Origin of the sequence: Paenibacillus sp. FSL F4-0097 (genome assembly GCF_038593125.1) — a bacterium.
Classification (GTDB): Bacteria; Bacillota; Bacilli; order Paenibacillales; family Paenibacillaceae; genus Paenibacillus_AQ; species Paenibacillus_AQ odorifer.
The window spans coordinates 1552225-1573067 of sequence record NZ_CP151965.1 but is presented as its reverse complement, the minus strand read 5'-3'; the positions used below and the strand labels follow the sequence as shown (position 1 = coordinate 1573067).

Sequence of the window (20843 nt, the reverse complement as noted above, 5' to 3'; positions counted from 1 at the left end):
ATCGCAAAAGATGACTGGATATATGTACTCTTCAGAGCACCACTTAACAATTTGCCCTCTCCCTTTCTCATGTATTTTTATGAGTTGGTTTAATACAAAAATTCGCTGAACTATATCTTCTCTAAAAAATTCTAATATGGTCCTTGAAGCTTTCTATGTATGCCGGTTAACGGATACTACCTTGTGATTATGAGTTTACCGCTTAGCCTATAAAACTCATGATAAAGCTTCATGAGCGCCCTCTTCTCTATCCTCGAAACATAACTCCGCGAGATCCCCAGCTCTTTGGCAATCTCCCGCTGTGTCCGCTCTTCTCCACCTGTATCCAATCCAAACCGCCCAACCACAACTTCTTTTTCCCGGTCATCCAGAATATCAAGGTTACGATATATCTTACTCTTTTCGATCTTCAGATCGACTTCTTTAATGACATCATCAGCTTCGGAGCCAAGGATATCGATAAGTGTAATTTCATTCCCTTCTTTGTCCGTCCCAATTGGATCATGCAGGGATACGTCTTTACGTGTTTTCTTGAGCGAACGCAGGTGCATAAGGATTTCGTTTTCAATACAACGTGCTGCAAATGTGGCTAGTTTGCTTCCTTTGTTTGGACGATAGCTCTCAAAAGCTTTAATCAGGCCGATGGTGCTAATGGAGATCAGATCCTCCATGTCCTCCCCAGTGTTATGCGAATTTCTTGAGGTTATGGACGCGATGTGATGTCAAAAAATAAACCAATTACGATCGATTCTGATTCGAATTGGTTTCCTTTTGCATATTATATTTAATTTGTAGTTTCCGATTGATTTCTTGTGTACATCCTGGTAATCCATTTAAATAACACTTTACTTGAACAATCAACTCTGAGTGAGATATCAGATTATTCATACTTGTTAAATTGCGTCTAACAATATCCTCGGCTTCAATATGATAGCCACCGTTTTTCACACGTAGAGCGATACATTCAATATTTAGCCGAACATCTGCTAGTCCCACATAAAACACAATAATTTCAAAGCCTTGTTCCTTTGCATCCTCATCTGCCTTATAACGTTACCACCCGCTAAAATGGTTTCCACAATGAAATCCCACTTATTCCAGATACACTATCTGGCTATTCTTATGGCTTCTTTCCCAGCAGAAACTTCACTCTTTTCAGGATGCCCATTAGTGATCTTGCGGCTATGCATCTGGAATCATCAGTGATTCTGCTTTATGCCATACTCCGATATAGAATCTTCCACTTTCATGAAATGAAAAACATAATATTCTCCGTTAATTTTTAGCTGTTCCTTTCTTTTTCATTTCGTCAAATTCACATAAAGTTAAGTAAAATTCAAGGTTTTTGGTGATGCAGCCGGATGATGATACTCAATATCCTATGGATTCTCCAAAAACTATCATAAAATGTAATATATTTAACACAATAGTTTACATATACATTACATTAAATAATTAAAAGAGCCGTTTTTTTCTTTTTACAAACTTAAAATATATTAAATTCATAATATTCATTGACTGAAACAAATACTAGTGTTATATTTCCTAACATTAAATAATAAAATACATACAGGAAAAGGAGATTACGCACATGAATAAGTTCAAACGTCTACGTGAAACTAAAAGAGAGCATTCTGGTTCCACCCGATCTGAATATTCACCAGCAAAAAAAAATTGGAGTAAAAAGCAATTTATAGCTACTTCAATTGTGTTATCTGTTATTGCTACGAGTGTAATTCCGTTCCAAACAGCTGACGCTTTAACTAGAGTTACTTCAGAAAGTGGTACAGTATGGGAGATTCACGATGTTTTTGCTCCTAGCTTAGACACAGGAAGTTTACGTACAGTTGGTGCTACACAAGTACAAGGTTTCGGCAATATCTTTGTTAAAGTGTCCTCGCCTTCAGCTCCACTGATGAATGGTCAAATGATGCGTGGGTTTGACTTGAAATATGACGGCGTTAATAAGTTTACTTCGGCTCAATCTGTAAATCTAGGAAATGTAACTGTAACACGTGAGGTGTATGTGGATACTATTCATAATCGAACGAGATTCTTTGATACTTTCACTAATAAAAATGATGTGGCAATAAAAGTTGATGTATCATTCGGTGGCTCTTTAGGATATGGTACAACAACAAATGCTTCAGTAGTTAAGGCAACCTATTCAGGCGATCTAAAGGTAACTACAGATGATTCATGGATTGTTGTAGATAGTAGCGCCAAAAACAATAAGCCGCTAGGCGTTGCAGTGGGATCTCCAAAGCCGTTTGATAATGGATTAACCGGTCTAGGTAATCAGCAACAGGATCCATTCACAATACCCTTAGCTGAGCATGGAAATGAAGCGAATTTCTATGGGTTCATTAATTCACTAAATATTGGGCCGGGCGAATCGAAATCCCTAGTAAATTATGTGCAAGTTGGAGAAGCTGGTGAAGAAGGGTTGAAAAATCTGGTTGCTATGCTAGATGGACTTAATAGTCTGCTGGATGTAACAGGATTAACAAACGCACAAATTCGGTCAATTAGCAACTGGGATATATCTGCTATAGAGGGACTTGATACTGGAGATCATCTGGTTATTCCAACTGCTCCTGCACCTAAAGAATTAGTAACTTCATCGCCGTATGATGTTAAGAATAAATCAATTGCAGAAATGCAGCAGGATATGATTAATGGCAAAACTACTTCTGTACAAATTACTCAAGCCTATTTAGATAGAATCAAGGTATACGATGAGGGACAATTGGGATTCCATGCATTCCTGCATGTATCTGAAACTGCGCTTAACCAAGCAAAAGCTGCTGACGATGCCCGTGCACAAGGTGTAAAAGGTGATTTATTGGGTATTCCAATTGCGATAAAAGATATTTATGATACAAAGGATATGCCTACTACCGGTGGCAGTAAAGCTCTTGAAGGCTGGCAGCCTGATTCTGATGCATTCCAAGTGAAAAAACTGCGGGAAGCTGGAGCTGTAATTATTGGTAAAGTAAACACTTCTGAGTTTGCTAACAGCGGAAGCTTTAGTGAAAGCGGCTGGCAGCAAACATGGAATGCACTCTATCCATCGAAAACATCTTTTGGCTCAAGCGGCGGGTCTGCAGTATCTGTTGCAGCTGATTTTGCAGCAGCAGCAATGGGATCGCAAACAGGGGTATCTCTATATGCACCAACTACAGGCGCTAGCTTAAAAAGCTTCCGGGGTACAGACGGTATGGCAAGTACTACAGGTGTACTGCCACTCACTTGGGGACAAGATTATGCAGGTCCCATTGCCAAAACAGTAACTGACCTAGCCATTATATTGAATGCTACAACGGGTACGGACCCACAGGATATTTTCACAGTCACTGCTGATGCAGATCATAAGCGTCCAGTGGATTGGAAGGAATCTCTGGATGCTAATGCATTGAAAGGAAAGAAAATTGGATACATTCCTGCATCCTTTGTATCTGCATATGCTGATGATGATACTGGACAGGCAGTGATGGATAAGTTCTCAGAGCTTCAAGCAGCGGGTGCGACTATGGTTGAAATGTCAGCTGTACCATCAGGCCCTAGTCGTCCTTCAGGTATTAATGGATCTACTGAAGGTTGGGCACGTTATATTGAGTTGCATAAGGACTTCCCTTATATTGATGGAGCAAGTGTACTAGCTTCAGATAAGGTGCTTATCTATAACCAAAGAGGATATAGTACCCCAACTCGCATGACTGAACAGGCTGTACAAGATTACATTAAGTATAGAACTGACTATAAGGAAGTTATCAAAGGCTGGATGGACGCGAATGGTGTTGATGCTGTTGTTTATGCAGGTTTTATTAGCGACGTATATAACAATGACGCAGCAGCTTCTCAATTAAGTTCAGACCGTAACACAGGCGTATTAACCTCTACTATGGGTCTACCTACGGTAGTTGTTCCTGTAGGAACGAATGACAGCGGATATTCTATCTCTATGCAACTGGTTGGTAGAGCATGGGACGATGCAAAAGTTTTAGGCATGAGCTACGCTCTTGAGCAACAAAGTCAAGCTAGACTACTTACAACATTTGCTCCAGCACTTCAATACGTTTCAAACTCTACTAATCCTGATCCAAACACAGATAATGGACCAACCCATCCAAATACTGGAGGAGGTACAGTGACACCTCCAGCAATAACAACGCCTATAGAAACACCGGCACCTGCAGAAACAATAACACCAGCAGATAAGCCGAAAGTTGTTAGTTTTGTAGATACAATGAATCATTGGGCAAAAACAAGCATTGACGCACTAATTGCTAAGGGATTATTGACGGGGTATTCCGATGGAACATTCCGCCCAAATTCAGGTTTGACTCGTGCCGAAGCCATCAAGGTAATTGCAACGCACATGGGACTTGAAGGACATGAAAGTAACTTTACAGATGTAGCTTCAACTCATTGGGCGAATAAGTTTATCGGTGCAGCAGCCGGATCAGGCTTGATGAACGGATATAGCGACGGAAGCTTCCGTCCAGATGAGAAGATTAGCCGTAGTGAATTAGCGGCACTAATCACTCGAGCCTTTAAGCTAACTGGTACTGGAAACACATCATTCAAAGATGTTACAAGAAATGCATGGTATTATGATTCCATCGACGCACTCGCATCCAATAATATTATTACAGGGTACGCAGACAGTACATTTAAGCCTGAAAAAGATATTACTAGAGCTGAGTTTGCAACTATTGTATCCAGATTACTAGAAACTAATAATTAAAATAAGTTCAATTATAAATGACAGAGTACTTGAGTAACCATGTTTACAGGAAGGGCCATCCCGAAAGGGATGGCCTTATAACTTGCCGTTACAGATGGTGCGATGAACCGTATCATAAGTAGGGCGAACCCTATCCACACAAAAAACGACTCATCCGTAGACAAGTCGTTTTTTAAGTTTTATTATTAATAGATTATTACTGTGTAATTGTCATCAGTCTTACCGCTTCGCCTTATAAAACTCATGATATAGCTTCATGAGCGCCCTCTTCTCTATCCTCGAAACATAACTCCGCGAGATCCCCAACTCCTTAGCAATCTCCCTCTGTGTCCTCTCTTCTCCACCTGTATCCAGTCCAAACCTACCCACCACAACTTCTTTCTCCCGGTCATCCAGAATATCTAGGTTACGATATATCTTACTCTTCTCAATCTTAAGATCGACTTCTTTAATAACATCATCAGCTTCGGAGCCAAGGATATCGATGAGAGTAATTTCATTACCTTCCTTGTCTGTCCCAATTGGATCGTGCAGAGATACGTCTTTACGTGTTTTCTTGAGCGAACGCAGGTGCATTAGGATCTCGTTTTCGATACAACGGGCAGCAAAAGTGGCCAGCTTTGTGCCTTTGTTCGGGCGGTAGCTCTCGATAGCTTTAATCAAGCCGATCGTGCCGATGGAGATCAGATCCTCCATATCTTCTCCGGTATTATCGAATTTTTTCACTATATGGGCAACGAGCCGCAAATTATGCTCAATCAACAAATTGCGGGCCTTGGCATCTCCCTCAGCCATCATCCCTAAGTATCGGCTTTCCTCCTGCTCCGAGAGCGGTTGTGGAAATGCATTATTCCTTACGTATGATACCAGCAGCGTCAGTTCTTTGATCAGCAACGCAATCGTGCTTAAGAATCCAGGCAACTTGGCGACACCTCCCGCACTTGTACAATGAAACCGATCTGTTTGCCTTACGGGTTCATGGTCATCCTTATTGTATGTGGGCGTGCGCCTAGAAGTGCCTGTACGGGGGAAATTGTACAACCACAGAAATTTATTTTTTATACGAGAAATCAGTCATACTCTACTCATTCACTTGTCTTTTAACACGATGTTGTTAGCGGTAATTCTCACTCTCTTTTGATAATAACTTCCGCTTCACTAGACGTAAAAACCTTTATGATGTCCTTATCAAAAGTAACCTTCAAAATAGACTCAGGTGATTGTTCTATAATACCGCCGCAAGAATCTCCGGACGGATCACCGTATACAGCCGAAGCCAGCCAGTGGATTCCAGACTCAAGGAAAGTCGTCAGTGTAGGCAAAACAGTCCGGGGATGAAGCAGGTTTGTGTTGGCATTAGGCCAAATTAGCTCAGCCTTTTCGTAGCCGATCAACCCCTTGACTCCGCTTATTCCCCATGCTGTAGATACTGCCGCGGTTGTAAGACCGATCTGCTGTTCCACCCCCGCTTCCTGACCAAGCGCGAAGCCGCCCTCTGCGGCGTCCAACGGTCGTCCGGTCTCGATCCGGTGTATCCGAATATGCCAGGGCAGCCCAGCAACGATCCAGGTCCGAACCTCCACATTAGTCCATGGCTTCCAGACGGAGTGCAGCACATTGTCCACAATTGTTGTCTCCATATTCCGCCGTCTGACCCGATACAAGTTGTCCCCGCTCTCACTCAGAGCGAGCATGGAATCAAATGCCCCTTGAGACAATCCCCATTCGGAGCGGGGCACACTGAATCCGAAGCCTGTTGAGTATACAAATTTCTCATACTTGGCAGACGTGTGGGTATGTTCATTCGTATATAGATGACCGCTGTTGAAGGCAGCCACATGGCCGGAAGCAGGTTCGCGGACAATGACAAGATGCGCAGGCTTCTGGACTATAACTGCAGGAATATCCGGCAGCGGCAGTTCTTCTTCCTTCCAGAATGGATGCTCCGCGCTGAGAGCCAATGGCAGGAATGTCTTTAACGCCCAGTAGGGGGAACCGGGAGCATTATAATTCTCCGCCATGACCAAGTTGGGGTAGGTATAACCAATCGTCAGAACGCCTCCGGCATCAAAGATCGGCTGGCTGAACCACCAGCGCAAATTGCGCAGTACTAATCCTTTGACCACACCTACAGGGAATACTTCAACGCCTGCATAGACGAGGGCACCCCAGAAAGCAGACTGGGCAAAACGGTAGCTTAAGCTCCTTCCATAAGGAAGGGCAGATCCGTCCGGAGCGAACCAGCCCAAGAATTCGGTGGCAAAAAGCCGGGCCCGTTCTTTGAACACCTGTGAACGTTCCGGGTCCTCCTGTTCCATCAGCTTCGCGTACAGTAGCGCATAGTAATGGATGGCAAAAGGAACATAATAATCGCTATGCCCGTTAATTCCATCACTGTACCAGCCATCACCCAGATAAAAATCATCCATTCGCTTCAGATTGTTCTCCAGCTGCTCCGCGTCGTAGGGACGGCCGACTCTGCGGAATCCGACATTAACCAGCACGTTGAAGAACAGCCAGTTGCAGTCATAGCAAGGATGGGAATTAATCTGATTCAGCCAGCTGTACAATTGCTCCTGTTCCTTCTGGGTAAGTGGTGACCAGATCTGTTCAGGAATGGCGGCTAAGGCGAAACCGAAGACCGCCATCTCTACCAGACGCTGGTCATAATCTTGAACTTCACCCCAGTATTCTTCATGGGCAGGATCCGTGCCGTGGCGTATGCCATCCAGCACAGTATCCCAAAGCCCGTTTTCTCCGCCTCCCATGAGCAGGGGCACTAAGCCCCACAATACCCGGGAGAAACCTTCCATTTCTGCAGTTGCTGCTGGATAGCTCGCTCCTGTTCCGCCGATTGCCAGCCGTGCGCCGCCTCTGCTGTAGAGCGGCCGAAGCGGATCTGTAAGCTGTTCAAGAGCAGAGACCAGATCCTCCCGGGTCTTCAGCGGATTCATAGCTATAGTAGTAGAAGCCTTCATGGTCTGCATCATATCCCCCCTATTCCCAGTAGAACGGTCCGGCATCTTTTAGCCGGGCTAGCGCTTCTATATAGAAGAAATCGCCATAGATAAGCGGAACATCTATATTCCGATTCTCAGGATAGTTACTCGTACCATGAAGCAGCAATCCTTCTTCTTCTGCATTGTCCCAAGTTCCATAATTCCTATAAAGGGATTCTGTAATTCTTATAGCCCCGTTCCGATACACATGAGCCTCCGAGTCGTCAACCTGGCTAGCTAACAACAGCAAGCCACTCGCTGCACAGGAACCAGCAGAGCTATCACGAATCTCGCCAACTTCACCGGGAGCACGGAAATCCCAATGTGGAACGTGATCTTCGGGCAGACGGGTCAAGAAGAAATGCGCGACCTGCTTGGCTGCATTAAGATAACTCTGCTTGCCCGTATGATGATAGGCCAATGACAGTCCGTAGAGCGCCCAGGCTGCCCCGCGCGACCAAGCCGACTCGGGCGCATAACCTTGCCCGCCAAGCTTTTCAACCACTTCGCCCGATTCCGGGTTGAATTTGACGATGTGATAAACCGAACCATCCGGCCGGATGAAATGCTCCAGCACCGTATCCATATGCGCCTCAGCGATATGCCGATAACGTGGATCCCCTGTTACTTCGGAAGCCCAAAAAAGCAGGCTGGTATTCATGCAGCAATCGATAATGGCTACCCCGCTGTTATCCTCGCCTTCACTCCATGGATTCCAGGCCCGGATGTAGCGTCCTTTCAGATTGAAGCGGGCCGCCAGATAGTTGGCTGCCTTCAACGCCCGGACTCGTGATGCTTCTCTGCCCGTGAGCTTATAGTTCGCAACACTGGTCAACAGCCACATAAAGCCTAGATCATGGTCCAGCTTCACATAACCATCCAGCACCTCGTCAAGACGTTCCTCACACTGCTCAGCAACCGCTTTCAAATCCTCATCACCACTCTCAGCATAGAGCTGCCAGAGCATTCCCGGCCAAAAGCCGGCTGTCCACCAGTTTGGTGCTTCAAGCACGTATTTGCCGCCTTGACTGGCATGGGGGAATTCTGCACCGATTCTCCGACTGTTCGTTCTAGTCTTCTCCAAGGCTTTGCCCCAAGCCTCGTCTACCCAAGCTTGCTTTACTAATCTACTCATCTAAATCCCGCCTTTATTCGAATTAGCCTCTACCCTCTGATAGAGGACTTTTTATAAGCCCAGGCGCATCTTTTATAGAAATTGAAAAGTGAATACCAGGTTGCCCACCGCGCCAAGCTGAAGCACATGGAAGTCCATACTATACCAGAGCTTCTCCATGCCAAAATGATCCCGGTACACATGCACAGTAATCTCCGGCTCAACTTTCAGTGAATCGTAAGTTACTTCAACGCCGCGAGTCATAGTCCCCGGCAGCAGCAAGGTGCCCGGGTGAAGGAGCTCAGGCTCACGCCAGGTGACAAACCGCTCCGTCCAGCTCGCCGGAATTCCCGCATACCGGTAAGTATCTGTCAGCTCCAGCCGAGGACGTTCCTCTTTATGCCAGACGAACGAACGGATTAAGGACTGTAGTCCTATTACCTGATAAGCCTGTGTCAGATCCAGTGTCAGCTCATCATTCTCCTCCGCCGCCGATGCATGCAGCACTGTGGAGCTGAACTCCCGACCGGCCAGCTGATACTGGCCATCAATGATCGGCAGCGAATGACCCTGCGATCCATTGCAGTCATACTGGTAACGGCCAGCCCCAAAATAATCAGCAGTATACTCTCCGCTCCCAAGATCGGATGCATAGATTTCTCCCCGGCCGCTCAGAATGAAATGTCCCAGATCATTATGGTTATGCGGTTCAGCATTGTGCCCGCCCTTAGTGGCGAACCCGAATGAACCCGCCTCCGACACATGACGCGAGACAAGCCAAGCGGCATCAGGGAGAAAATAGCTGGCGGCTCGCCAAGCTTCGTCCTCCTTGCCAGCCCTGGTCCAGATCAGATTGCGGAAAGCCGGTGCAAAGCGGCTGCAATGATCTTCAGTGTAAGGAGCACGCAAAGCGGATGGGGGGCGTTCGACATCCGTACAGACTTCCACCAGATAATGGGACAATCCCATATGTACTAGCACCTGAGGCACTGAATCAGAGAAATTGGCTACATGACTTCCGTCAATGAAACATTTTTGTTGGAAGCGCGCGATTTGCGCTACCTTCTCTTGGTTGAACCAGTCCAGTCTGCCTGCGCTTCTGGAACAGAGGAGATCGCTATAATAAGTGAAATAACCAAACCCATAATTCCAGTACCCAAGGCCTTCCAGACAGGCACCGTCCTCACCGAACCCTTCCAGGTAATACAACATGGCGCGCTCTGTCCTCAGCAGAATATCCGCAAGCATGGCTGGGTCCTCCACAGACAGCAAGGCAGCAGCCCCGATTGATCCCGCACAGACCGCTGCCCAATTATGCCGCGCTGTCTCCCAATCATAAGGACCATTTTCAAGAAATGGACGAAACAGTCTCCGCTCTACTTCATGGTGGATTCGGGATCTCAGAAGCTGCGAAAGTCGTTCCCCGAGCAAAAGTAAAACTTCACTTAAAGTAAATCCGGTCTCGGAAGAAAACAGATCAATATACCGGTTGATATCAGCTGCATTATGATCCGCTGGGAGGTGGGCCGGAAGACACCAGGTGTACTCATCGCATATAGCCCAGAGGATGTCCTCCAGCTTCTCCAGTACTTCCGGATGTTCCGGCTCCAGCAAAGCCAGAAATACATAAGTATTCAGCCTTCTTCTCCGTTCAAAATAGACCCGTTCATATTCCAGCCTCGAACCCGTACGCGAATAAATGGAAAATAACGTATACGACAGTTCAGGTATAGACTGCCCGTCCAGCCTTACCGCCTCCGCGCGGATCTCGCTGATATCTGCCTGTAGTACTCCCGATGATAACGCCCGTTTCCAAAAAGCAGCCGCATCCCCCTTTGGATAATACAAGCTCAGATCGACTGGCTTCATTTTATGCACTATTTCCAAAAGCATCTGTTTATTCATGCCTTTTTTCCTCCTTATAGATCAGTCAGATCCGCGAAGCATCTTATTCTTCACTAATATGGCTGAATACTTTTTATTCCAAGGCATGATCTCTCATAACATCCTCACCGGCTGCAATTTTTAATGAAGTCCATTTCATCTCTTCCCCTGACCAGAAAGGATCAGAAGGGAGCAGCCCCAGCGGGAGAAATACGGAGGCGCATAAATAAAGACTGCCTGTATTGATATAGCTCTCCGCAAGCTCCGGCTGATAACCGTATACCCCCGGACGTAGCCATCCGGACTCATCCAGCGTACCCGGATATTCCATAATTCGCGTAATCACAGCTGTCAAAGCGCAGCGTACCTGTGCAGGAGGCAATGCTTCCTCGAGAAAATGCTGCAGCGCCGCCTGCGACAGCAGTTGAAACGCCCCAAAACGGTAAACGATCGAACGCCCGATAAAGGGATAGGTTCCATCCGGTGCAATGCTCCGTTCGAGAACAGTAGCGTATCGCTGTGCCCGTTGCTGAATCAGCGGTTTCAATGCGGAATATTGCTCCGACTCCTGTTTAAAAAGTGCTACTACATCCACCAGCATCGGCTGAATAACAAAGCTGTTGTAATAATCCCAGTGAAAGTCCTTGCCATCCCCGTAAACTCCGTCGCCCTTATACCAATCCATGAACATATGGACCGCATAACCAACGCGCATCCGGTCATATTCAGGATCGCCGAGTATATACAAAGCGGCTTCCACCATTGCACTGAACAGCAGCCAGTTGCTTCCGCTTGGCGCTGTCCGGCGTGTCTGCTTCAACGCTGTTATTGAGTTCCCTTTGACCCGCGCACTCAGCTTGCCGGCAAGCTGCTTTGGCGCACGAACCAGCGCGTGTGCCAGGAATGCCGCATCAACCAGCGGTTGGCCTTCGGTCTTGAATTCCATATAATCAGGTGAATTCGGATCAACAGCGGCATCAATGGCTTCCAGCATTAGCCCTGCATAACGTGCTCTAAGCTGTTCTTCCGCACCCTCAAGTCCCTCTAGTTCAAGCCAAGGGGCCATTCCGCAAGCCAATCTCGCAAAAGCCTCCAAATGGGCAAACTGGCTCCGATCCCTATGAAACTCTGTAGGCAGCTGTTCCTTTAATTTCCGCTCAGCCAAAGCATTCAGCACAGGCCCCCCGATCAGCAGCATTGTATCCAGCCAGTATTTACGCTGTTCCTTCCCATTCATGCACAATTCCACCCTTCCAATTGCGTCTAATCAGCTACAGCTATTTCTCTTGCCTACCGCCTGAATCTTGTTATATTGCGTAATCTTCTACTATAGTTTAGTGTTGTATTATTGCAATGTCTTTGCGAATAATGATGTTTTATTGCGTATATTGTGATCAATCTGAAAGGGGCAATTCCAATGAAGCATGCCCAGTATTATGAGCCGTTCGATGGAGATATTCTGGCAGGTATCGGAAACTCGCCCATCTCACCTACCAGGGATTTTCACATCCATGATCACTATGAAATTTTCCTGTTCTTGGGCGGCAAGGTGAACGGTTTTGTAGATCAGTTCAGCTATCCCCTGCAGCGGGGCAATGTTCTGTTGTTCAACAATCACGAGATTCATAAAATCATCAATTTATCTCCAGAGCCTTATGAACGGTTGACAATCCATTTCAAAGCTCCACTTGTCTATCCCTTCTGTACCGCATCTACAAATCTGCTCGCTTGTTTCCAGAACCGCCAGCCCGGAGAACATAATCTCGCGCAAATGGATGAACCGCTGATTGCAGAGTATACAACCCTTGCTTCCCGCCTGATTGAGACATTAGAGAATCAGCAGTACGGGAGCGAAGTTCTGGCTCTGACCTACCTGGTTCAAATCCTCGTCCTCATCAATGAGCTGTACAGCCGTACCCGATCCACCGTGCCCAGCATTATTTCCTCACATATTCAATCAGCCATGAGCTATATCGACAACCACTTGCATCTAAATCTGTCACTGGAGCAAATCGCTGGAGAACTGAACGTCGATAAATATTATCTCAGCCATCTGTTCAAACAGCAGACAGGCGGAACCATCTACCGTTACGTCTTGCTCAAAAAAATAGCGTTATCCAAGCAGCTCTTGTCCGCCGGGAACTCCGTATCCGATACCTGCTATCTGTCCGGCTTTAACGATTATGCCAATTTCATCCGTACCTTCAAGAACATCACGGGCATTCCACCCGGAAAATATGGTAAAAGAGCTGAGCTATAAAACTCAAATTCAAGGATTTTTCAAAAAAAGATGCACTCGCAACTGCGGTGAATAGTTGGACTTCCGGCCGCTGTTTTCCTGAGCACTCCCTGCCTCTCCAAATCTATAAAGAACCTGGCAGCCCGCTTAATGCAGCCTGCCAGGTTCTTTGAAATGCTACTTACAAATATCCCAGCAGATTGGAGATAACTTGCGCACCTTCGGCACGGGTCATCGTCTCTTGTGGCGCGAATTGCTTATTGCCGCGCCCCTTGATCAGTCCCGCCTGCTCGGCGATATTTGCTGCGCTCTTCGCCCAGTCATGAATCCGGGAATAATCACTGAACGATCCTACAGCAGGTTCATTGGTCCCGCTTCCCTGCAAATATTCATAAGCACGAACGATCATCACAGCCATTTCCTCGCGGGTAATGCTCTGATCCGGTGCGAACGAATCTGCACTTCGTCCGAGCACGATGCCAGCTCCGCTAACAGCTGCAACGGCTTCGGCATACCAGGCCTTGGAATCCACATCACCAAATGTTGCATGGCTTCCTGCCTTAAGCCCAAGCGCGCGTGCAATCATAGCAGCGAATTGTGCCCTAGTTACATCCCCTTGCGGATTAAATTCCGTACTGGAAATGCCTTCGATAATATGCTTCGCGGCCATGGTCTTAATCACATTAGTGGCCCAGCTGTCACTGCTGACATCCGTGAACAGCTTATCGTATTCCAGGACCGCATACTGGCTGAAATGCCGTATTTCAGCAGTCCACTTACCATTAGTCAACGTTCCGCCCATGAAATCAAGCGCACCATTTGCAGAAATATAGTAGCTGCCTAGCAAGCTTATATTGGCATCCGGATCTACGTTGAACGTAAGTGTCAACGGTTTATCAAAAGCAGTTACCGTTACAGCAGTGCCGTTCGCAGCAACAACCTCCAAGCTGAAGTTGATCACATCACTTGCCGCAGATAAATGTACGGAACCATTAACAGCCCGATTATTGATTAACTGTTCCACAGCATCTCTGGATACCTTCACTGCTGAGAGCTTAATTCGCGCCCCCTCCGTTTGACCTCCAGTAGCTTTTTCTTGAATGCTCTTCAACACTTCTGGGGTCAGATCGATAGCAACCTTACTCCAATCCAGACGTAGAGTGTTCTCTCCGATGATTCCTGATAGTCCTGCTGGAAGCAGTATGGATTCTGTAGCTTCAGTGAGCTGAACCGTTATTACTCCTCCAACCGGTGCCGTGAAATCCTTTCGATCAAGAACCTTTTCGGCCTGCGGCAGCGGTGTTGGCGCCGGGGACGGGGTGACTGCTGGCGTTGGTGCTGCCGTCCACACTGGTGCTTCCGTTGGCGCCGGCGTAGATGTTGGTGCTGTTGTTGGCGCCGGTTCCGGCGTTGGTGTTGGTGTTGGTGTTGGTGTCACTACCGGAGGTTGCTCTGCTTCGCCCACTGTCACGGTTCTAGTCACTTCGATAGCCGCGTTGCCCGCCGCATCACTCACATTATAATGATAGGTGTAGATGCCTGCCGCCTTAGTGTCCAGTGCCAGTACATTCTCCTCATTCTTCGTAATCGTTGCTACAATGTGCTCCGTAATGTCGCCGTCACGGTCATCTACCGCTGTGGCTCCGGCATCCGTATAGCTTGCGCCATTTTCCAGTTGAATGGATGGTTCACCAAGCAGTGTAATCACCGGCTTCATTACATCCGGATCAAGTGCAACGACTACTTTTCTTGTCACTTCCGCAGCCGCATTGCCTGCAGTATCGCTGACATTATAATGGAAGGTATAAATATCAGCTTTCGCCGTATCGAGAGCAGTCAAGCCGTATACTTCACTGCTAACTGTTGTAGTTATACGGTCTGTAATATCACCATCCTTGTCATCATAAGCAGTCGCTCCTGCATCTGTATATTCAGAACCGATGTGCAAAATCACTGTCGCATCACCTAACAGAGTAATCAAAGGCTGAACAGTATCCGGCTCCGGCAGCTTGATTGTTCCGCTCGCTGAACTGTCCGCTGTAGCCTCTCCCTTACTCAGTGATACCGTAAAGCTGAAGCTGCCGTTAGTCTCATCGGTTGCTTCTTGGAAGGAAGCCAAGGTAATCTCACCGATCGCAACTCCAGTATCATTGAGACCGGGCAGAGCGCCTATCGTCTGCAGCAGCCAAGTCTGGACAGCTTCTTCGCTGTTTGCCGCTTCCTTCTGCACGCTGTATACCGCACCTTCTATGATACTCTTAGCCTCATTTACAGCCTGCTCATTAGCAACGCTGGCTTTATCTCTAGCTACAGCCACATAGCTGATCAATGCAGCCTGATTGCCTGAATACGTATTGTTTATTGAGTATTTCACAGTACCGCTCACCGGAAGCGTGAAGTCATAGTTAATCATAGCGCCATTAGGACCTGCGACGAGGCCGGTTCGGACCGGTTTGGTCACTTCTTTCCCTTCAGCGTCAATATAGCTGAGCGTAATATCCATCGTGCGGTTGGTGTTGTTCCACCAGTCCCGATGGAATGACGTAATCGTATATTTGCCTGCGTTCAAAGGGAGCAGGTATACAAGTGGATTATTTTTTGTATCCGAACCATAAACACCTGTCTGACTTTTATCAGAAGGAACTACAGCGCCACCAAGCCCCTTGAGGAGGTACTTAGTACTGGTATGCCCCCATACGCTATTGCCTGTCGAAGGCTGATCCGCCTTGTTATTAAGCAAGCTGTCACCTACAAAATCCTTGATTAACGTATACGGCGGCGTGATACCGTCCACCGATACACCAGCATCGAGGAAGTATAAGAGCCCCTCCGGCACCACTTCCACATAACAAGTTGTTTTCAGATTTCCATAAGTGCCGGTTACAGCTACCCGTTCATACGGATTATTGAAGCTGGCCGCATTTACATTCCACTTTACTGATACCAGCAATTTGGATCCGTCTGCCCGAGTGGCTTCCACCTTGTCTGGAAGATTCGGCAGTTTTCCGGCATAAGTAGCCAAATCCTGAGGAGCGACAAGCTCCCGTATATCTCCCGTAGTCAACTGGTTCTGGGCGGAGATCAGGCGTGCTTCAAGCTGAGTAACTCCTTCCTGATCCAATTTGTATAAAATAGGATTATCCAGCGCTTCCTGTGCAGCGCTCTGTGCATCTACGAAGAGCTGCCAGTCTCTGTCCGAATATTCATCCTGTTTGTTCATTTCTTTCGCGGCTGTTACCGCCGCCTGAAGAGCAGCAGTATCTACAGTGCCGGTTACTTCCCCGGAAACAACCGCCACCGCATCGACAACCAAGGTGCCGCTTACCACCTTTATTTGCACATGGTGCTGGCCATATTTAAGCCCGCGGAGTGTGTACGTCTGGTACAGCTCCTTGGAAGCTAATGTATCAGCCGATAGAGTAATAACTTTTCCGTCCACCGTTACCTCAAGCTTCGCCGATCCGTTATTCGCTCCTAGAATATCCAGTCCGGTACCTTCAAACGTGTATTCCATTGCAGCGTCTACAGCCTGGCTGGTAGAAAGAGAACGCTGGTAAATGTACATGCCCGCTCCGTTTATATGGCTCCACGACCCGGTATATATCAATTTAGGGTTCGGAGCAGCAGCCAGGTCATACATTTCAAGATTGTCTAGAAGCTCTGAATAATACGGCGTGTAGCCCTCAACCTTCTCCACCTTCAAATTATCGAAGCGGACGTGATAGTAGCCGCTGGCCAGATCTACCCGGCCGGACAATTCAGGAGTAGGATCGGTATAGGAAGCCAGCTTCACCCCATCCAGATAGGCGGTCACTTTATCGCCCGCAACCTGAACGGCAATATTATGCCATGCGTCATATGCGGTATCGAATCCGTCGATCTTCACGCCGCCGGAACCGTTCGCGGCATTTCCGCTCGCAACTGCGCTATTGTTGACCAGCAGCTGCCAGCCGCCGTCGAACCAGAATTTCAGCACATACGGTGTACCGGTTATGGAGTGGGAACTGCCACCTCCCTGATAACGGGCACCTATCGCAGCATAATTGGCTCCGCCCTGAGTATTGTTTGTTTCGAACGAAACATCAACACTGGCCTTGTAGTTCATCCACCGGTTGTCGCCGATGGCCGTTACTGGATCTCCGCTGTTCCATGTGCCGCCAAGCCCCATGGTTCCCGTGTCCAGCTGCTGCCGCAGGACATAATTATCAGACCCGTCCGGAAGATAGGCCTCAAATGCCCCATTGCGGTCATGGGTATAACGCGGGGTAACGCTTTGGGAACCGCCGCGGGATTCAATATAGCTCTGGGTACCCTCATATTGGCCGCCTGCACCAATCTTCACGACAGTTTGCTTAGAATAGTCAAAATCATCAGCGTACAGAATGTTGTCCCCAGTACTGTGTCCCGCTCCTGTAGTATCGGTATCCAGTACGGTACGCTCGCCTTCTACAGGCAGCGGTGTATTATATTCTTCTTTGTCCTTGTTCTTCAAAGTAGACACGGTCACGGTCGAATACGGTTTAACTTTAACGGTATACACCCCGCTGCCATCAGCAGTGATATCACCGAGATACTGCATATAATTGCTGTTGAACGCTTCTCCTGCATCAGCAGCACGGGTTTCCCATACTTCCATGGATGGATTACCCGTATAAGCCATATTGACTGTCTGCAGCTTGTAGATTTTGGAATACTCGCTGTCGTTCACGATAACCGTCGAGAAATCTTTTTTATCAGGTGCTGCAAGGGTTATATAGCTAGGGGAACCGTTGCGGCCGCTGACCGGATTGGTGCCTGTCGCACCTGTGGAGCTGGCTTGAGGAACCGCTCGCCAGATCCCAGCAGTATTATCCTCGTTCTCCCAGCCTACATTCGCAAACCAGCTGTAATGCTGCAGAGTAACAAGACCCGCATCATAATGAATCCAGCCTGACCACGGATCGCGCATGCTGACCAATTCCTTGAAGGAATATTGTCCGCCTTCATAGAAGGAGCCAATGGCTGGCTGGTAAATAAAGTGCGTCCGGCGGGAGTTAACGAATCCTTTAATAATCGTGTTACTCATCTCCAGCGGACTGCCGACACCACCAATGCCGGTTCCTGCCACTGTAGGATCTTTCATATTGTTGTTAGGACGGAAAGAGGAATTACTGAAGGTAGACTGCGCCTCACTGTTCCAGACCTCAATATCATATTGTTCTGCGAGTTTTTTGAAATTGCCTGCGCTGTCGTCGTCCGTGTTGTAGTGGTATCCAGCGATCGGCACAGCTTCCCGCAGAGAAGGATCACTCACCATACTGGCACCGAAGCTACCAATCCCGACTTCATCGGAAATCACAGACTTGATCCGGTTGTACAGTTCCCGCTCTTCGGTGCTGTTGAAGCCTTCGCTGTCAGTCTTGACTCTCTCAGCGTACTGTTTGGTCCACGCCAAATCTGGAGCGTGCTCGTTGATATAAGGATTAACGTAATCGGCCATATAACCGTATTCACGATAAGCGGCCAGAATGGTTTTTTTGTACCAGGTATAGATTTTGTCGTTGTTATTCGCCCAGGCCGGAGCACTCCATCGCAGGATGCTCACTTTAAGATCAGGGTTCACTGCCTTGGCATCTGCGGCAAGCTGGAAGCCGGGATGCCGGGTAACATTTGCCTCTTCATCGGCCGTACGCATAGTCGCCGGGTCAGGTCCGGTGGAGTTATTGCGGTCATTGCCCATCTCGATTTTCACATGCGTCATGAGCGGATGTTCTCCACCAAATAAGATCTGAAGCGTTTCTGCATAAGCCTCTGGATGCTCTGACTTATAATCCAGCAAAAGCGCACTGGTGCTGTTAGCGCTTAGTACACCAAATCCCTTGAATGTGAGGCCGTTGACATTGTCAGCTTGGATATCGTTGCCGTCAAGCAGAACCTTGACCATAGAAGCTGCGCTCTGTGTAGCTTCTTCGATCTGTTTCTTGATTCCGCCCTTGGCAACGGCGAACCAGCTCAAAATAGGTTTTTCGTCAGCAACATAGGCGTAAGTCAACGTCATTGGACTACTAACGTCAATGTCTCCAGGAATGGTGAATTCGCCTGAAATTAGCTTAGTCACATTAGTGTTGAACTGGTCAAACAAGATCGTCTTGGTTGCCCCGCTAGCATCCTTATACTCGATCTGAGGACGTATTACACGGGAGCGGCTGCCATACCAATCATGGAAACCGCTGCTGAGCGTATAGGTTCCAGCTTCAAGCGCTTTTAATTTATACACGATATGATTGCTGGCAGGGTCGGCACGAAGTCCGACAGTCCATAGGGACGGATCAGTAGCTGGATCGGTAAGTCCCCCGTCTTTGGAATTCTTGACCTTGTTTACGGAATCATCAAATCCCCAGTCCGCCGTACCGCTGATATACTTCTGGTCGGGGGACTGGTTGAGCAAATCGCTGCCGCTCAGCGTGCGAACCGCTTCGTACAGCGGCGAGGAAGTAGGCCCGTTGCCTACGGAATCGCCCCCTCTGCCGCTATCCACAAAGTAAACCAACGGATTACTTGCGGGCGGAATAACTTCCACACTGGCAACGACCCGCCCCCCGTTCGCTGTACCGCTGACGGTCACGGCATCGTATGGCACGGCAAAGGTATCTGCACCAATATTCCAGTTCACTGCTGTGCTCTGGCCTCCGATATCAATGCTGGATGGCAGAGTAGTATCTGCAATTGTTGTCGCCCCCATATGGGCGGCAGCGTAGATAGAATTTACGGTAGCAGCAGAGGCTGCAGACAGAGTGAATGCCGGAAACATCCCAACTACGAGCGCAGTAGTCATCGTTATTGAGAAAAACCTTTTACGAAAGTGACTTCTGTTCATTCTCTTCTCCTCCTTTGATGGCCAATAATAAAAGAAAGCGTATTCATTTCATTGTTAAATGAATAATTACTAGAGTTATACTGACCCCTTTGACTTATAAAAAAACCTGGCAGCCTATGAAGCATGCAACTGCCAGGTCAAATACGGTTCTAGCCCTTAATGCCCGATGCTGCAACACCTTGTACAAAGTACTTTTGCAGAGCCAGGAAAACAATCACAACCGGAATAATGGACACCACACTTGCAGCCATAATCAGGCCATACTCGGCGGAATATTGCGAGATGAACATTCTTAGTCCGATTTGGATGGTCTTGAGTTTCGTATCTGTCAGATAAATCATTGGCCCCAGGAAGTCATTCCAGGTAGCGACAAAGGTGAAGATCGTCAATGTAGACAATGCTGGCTTGGACAACGGCAGCATGATTCGCGCCCAAATTCCATATTCGCTCAAGCCGTCAATACGGGCAGCCTCGCATAATTCATCCGGAACACCTTGATAGAACTGGCGCATCAGAAATACTCCAAATGCCGAGAATGCCTGCAGCAGTATGATTGCCAAATGCGTGTTGTTAAGCCCCATGTAACGCATCAGGATAAATTGCGGCACCATGTAAGCCTGCCAAGGGATCGCAATTGTTGCAATATATCCAAGGAATAGAATGTTTTTTCCCCGGAAATGCAGTTTGGAAAACGCATACGCAGCAAAGCTGGAAGTCAGTAGTTGTAGAATCGTTACGATAATCGATAATTTCGCCGTATTGTAAATAAAACGGCCCAGCGGAATGCGTGTCCAGATATCCGCGAAATTCTCCCAGCGCGGATTCTGTGGAATCCACTGCATTGGGAAGGAAAACACATCTTTGTTCATCTTGAGTGAAGAAGACAACATCCATATATACGGAACCAGCATCGCCAGTACTGTCGCAAACAACAAAATATACACAAGAACCATAAGGCTGATTCTAAGTCCTTTACTTTTACCAACCATATCTTTTGAATC

General features: G+C 47.5%; 9 protein-coding genes and 1 pseudogene. 2 read left to right on the top strand and 8 right to left on the bottom strand.

Annotated features, from left to right (window positions below):
- Nucleotides 1-176 precede the first annotated feature (176 nt).
- Nucleotides 177-686: pseudogene (gene sigK, locus MHH86_RS06900) on the bottom strand (RNA polymerase sporulation sigma factor SigK); the annotation flags it as partial.
- A gap of 905 nt (nt 687-1591) precedes the next feature.
- On the opposite strand from sigK (MHH86_RS06900), the gene MHH86_RS06895 reads away from it, so the two are divergent.
- Complete coding sequence (locus MHH86_RS06895) at nt 1592-4750, top strand: amidase family protein (protein ID WP_081384383.1); 3159 nt, start codon at nt 1592-1594, stop codon at nt 4748-4750.
- 219 nt (nt 4751-4969) lie between these two features.
- On the opposite strand, the gene sigK (MHH86_RS06890) is transcribed toward MHH86_RS06895, so the two are convergent.
- The 5 genes from sigK (MHH86_RS06890) to MHH86_RS06870 form a co-directional block, all read right to left on the bottom strand.
- On the bottom strand, nt 4970-5671 hold the full coding sequence (gene sigK, locus MHH86_RS06890; protein WP_036675850.1) for an RNA polymerase sporulation sigma factor SigK: 702 nt from the start codon (nt 5669-5671) through the stop codon (nt 4970-4972).
- A 206-nt stretch (nt 5672-5877) separates the two neighbouring features.
- On the bottom strand, nt 5878-7728 hold the full coding sequence (locus MHH86_RS06885) for a DUF2264 domain-containing protein (protein WP_342479779.1): 1851 nt from the start codon (nt 7726-7728) through the stop codon (nt 5878-5880).
- 19 nt (nt 7729-7747) lie between these two features.
- Nucleotides 7748-8884: a glycoside hydrolase family 88 protein gene (locus MHH86_RS06880; RefSeq protein WP_340395176.1), complete on the bottom strand. Its 1137-nt coding sequence runs from the start codon at nt 8882-8884 to the stop codon at nt 7748-7750.
- 72 nt (nt 8885-8956) lie between these two features.
- The gene (locus tag MHH86_RS06875; RefSeq protein WP_342479666.1) at nt 8957-10768 is read right to left on the bottom strand and encodes a heparinase II/III family protein; all 1812 of its coding nucleotides are present in this window, start codon (nt 10766-10768) and stop codon (nt 8957-8959) included.
- Between the two features lie 73 nt (nt 10769-10841).
- Nucleotides 10842-11984 (bottom strand): DUF2264 domain-containing protein, encoded by a 1143-nt coding sequence (locus MHH86_RS06870; protein ID WP_340889177.1) that lies wholly within the window; start codon nt 11982-11984, stop codon nt 10842-10844.
- Nucleotides 11985-12137: 153 nt separating this feature from the next.
- Between MHH86_RS06870 and MHH86_RS06865 the strand changes: the two genes are divergently transcribed.
- Entirely contained in the window at nt 12138-13007 is an 870-nt protein-coding gene (locus MHH86_RS06865) for an AraC family transcriptional regulator (protein ID WP_141118462.1), read from the top strand.
- Between the two features lie 160 nt (nt 13008-13167).
- Here MHH86_RS06865 and MHH86_RS06860 read toward each other — a convergent pair whose 3' ends face one another.
- Both MHH86_RS06860 and MHH86_RS06855 read right to left on the bottom strand, forming a co-directional pair.
- Complete coding sequence (locus MHH86_RS06860; protein ID WP_342479665.1) at nt 13168-19842, bottom strand: S-layer homology domain-containing protein; 6675 nt, start codon at nt 19840-19842, stop codon at nt 13168-13170.
- Nucleotides 19843-19991: 149 nt separating this feature from the next.
- On the bottom strand, nt 19992-20831 hold the full coding sequence (locus tag MHH86_RS06855) for a carbohydrate ABC transporter permease (RefSeq protein WP_080742424.1): 840 nt from the start codon (nt 20829-20831) through the stop codon (nt 19992-19994).
- Between the last annotated feature and the right edge of the window lie 12 nt (nt 20832-20843).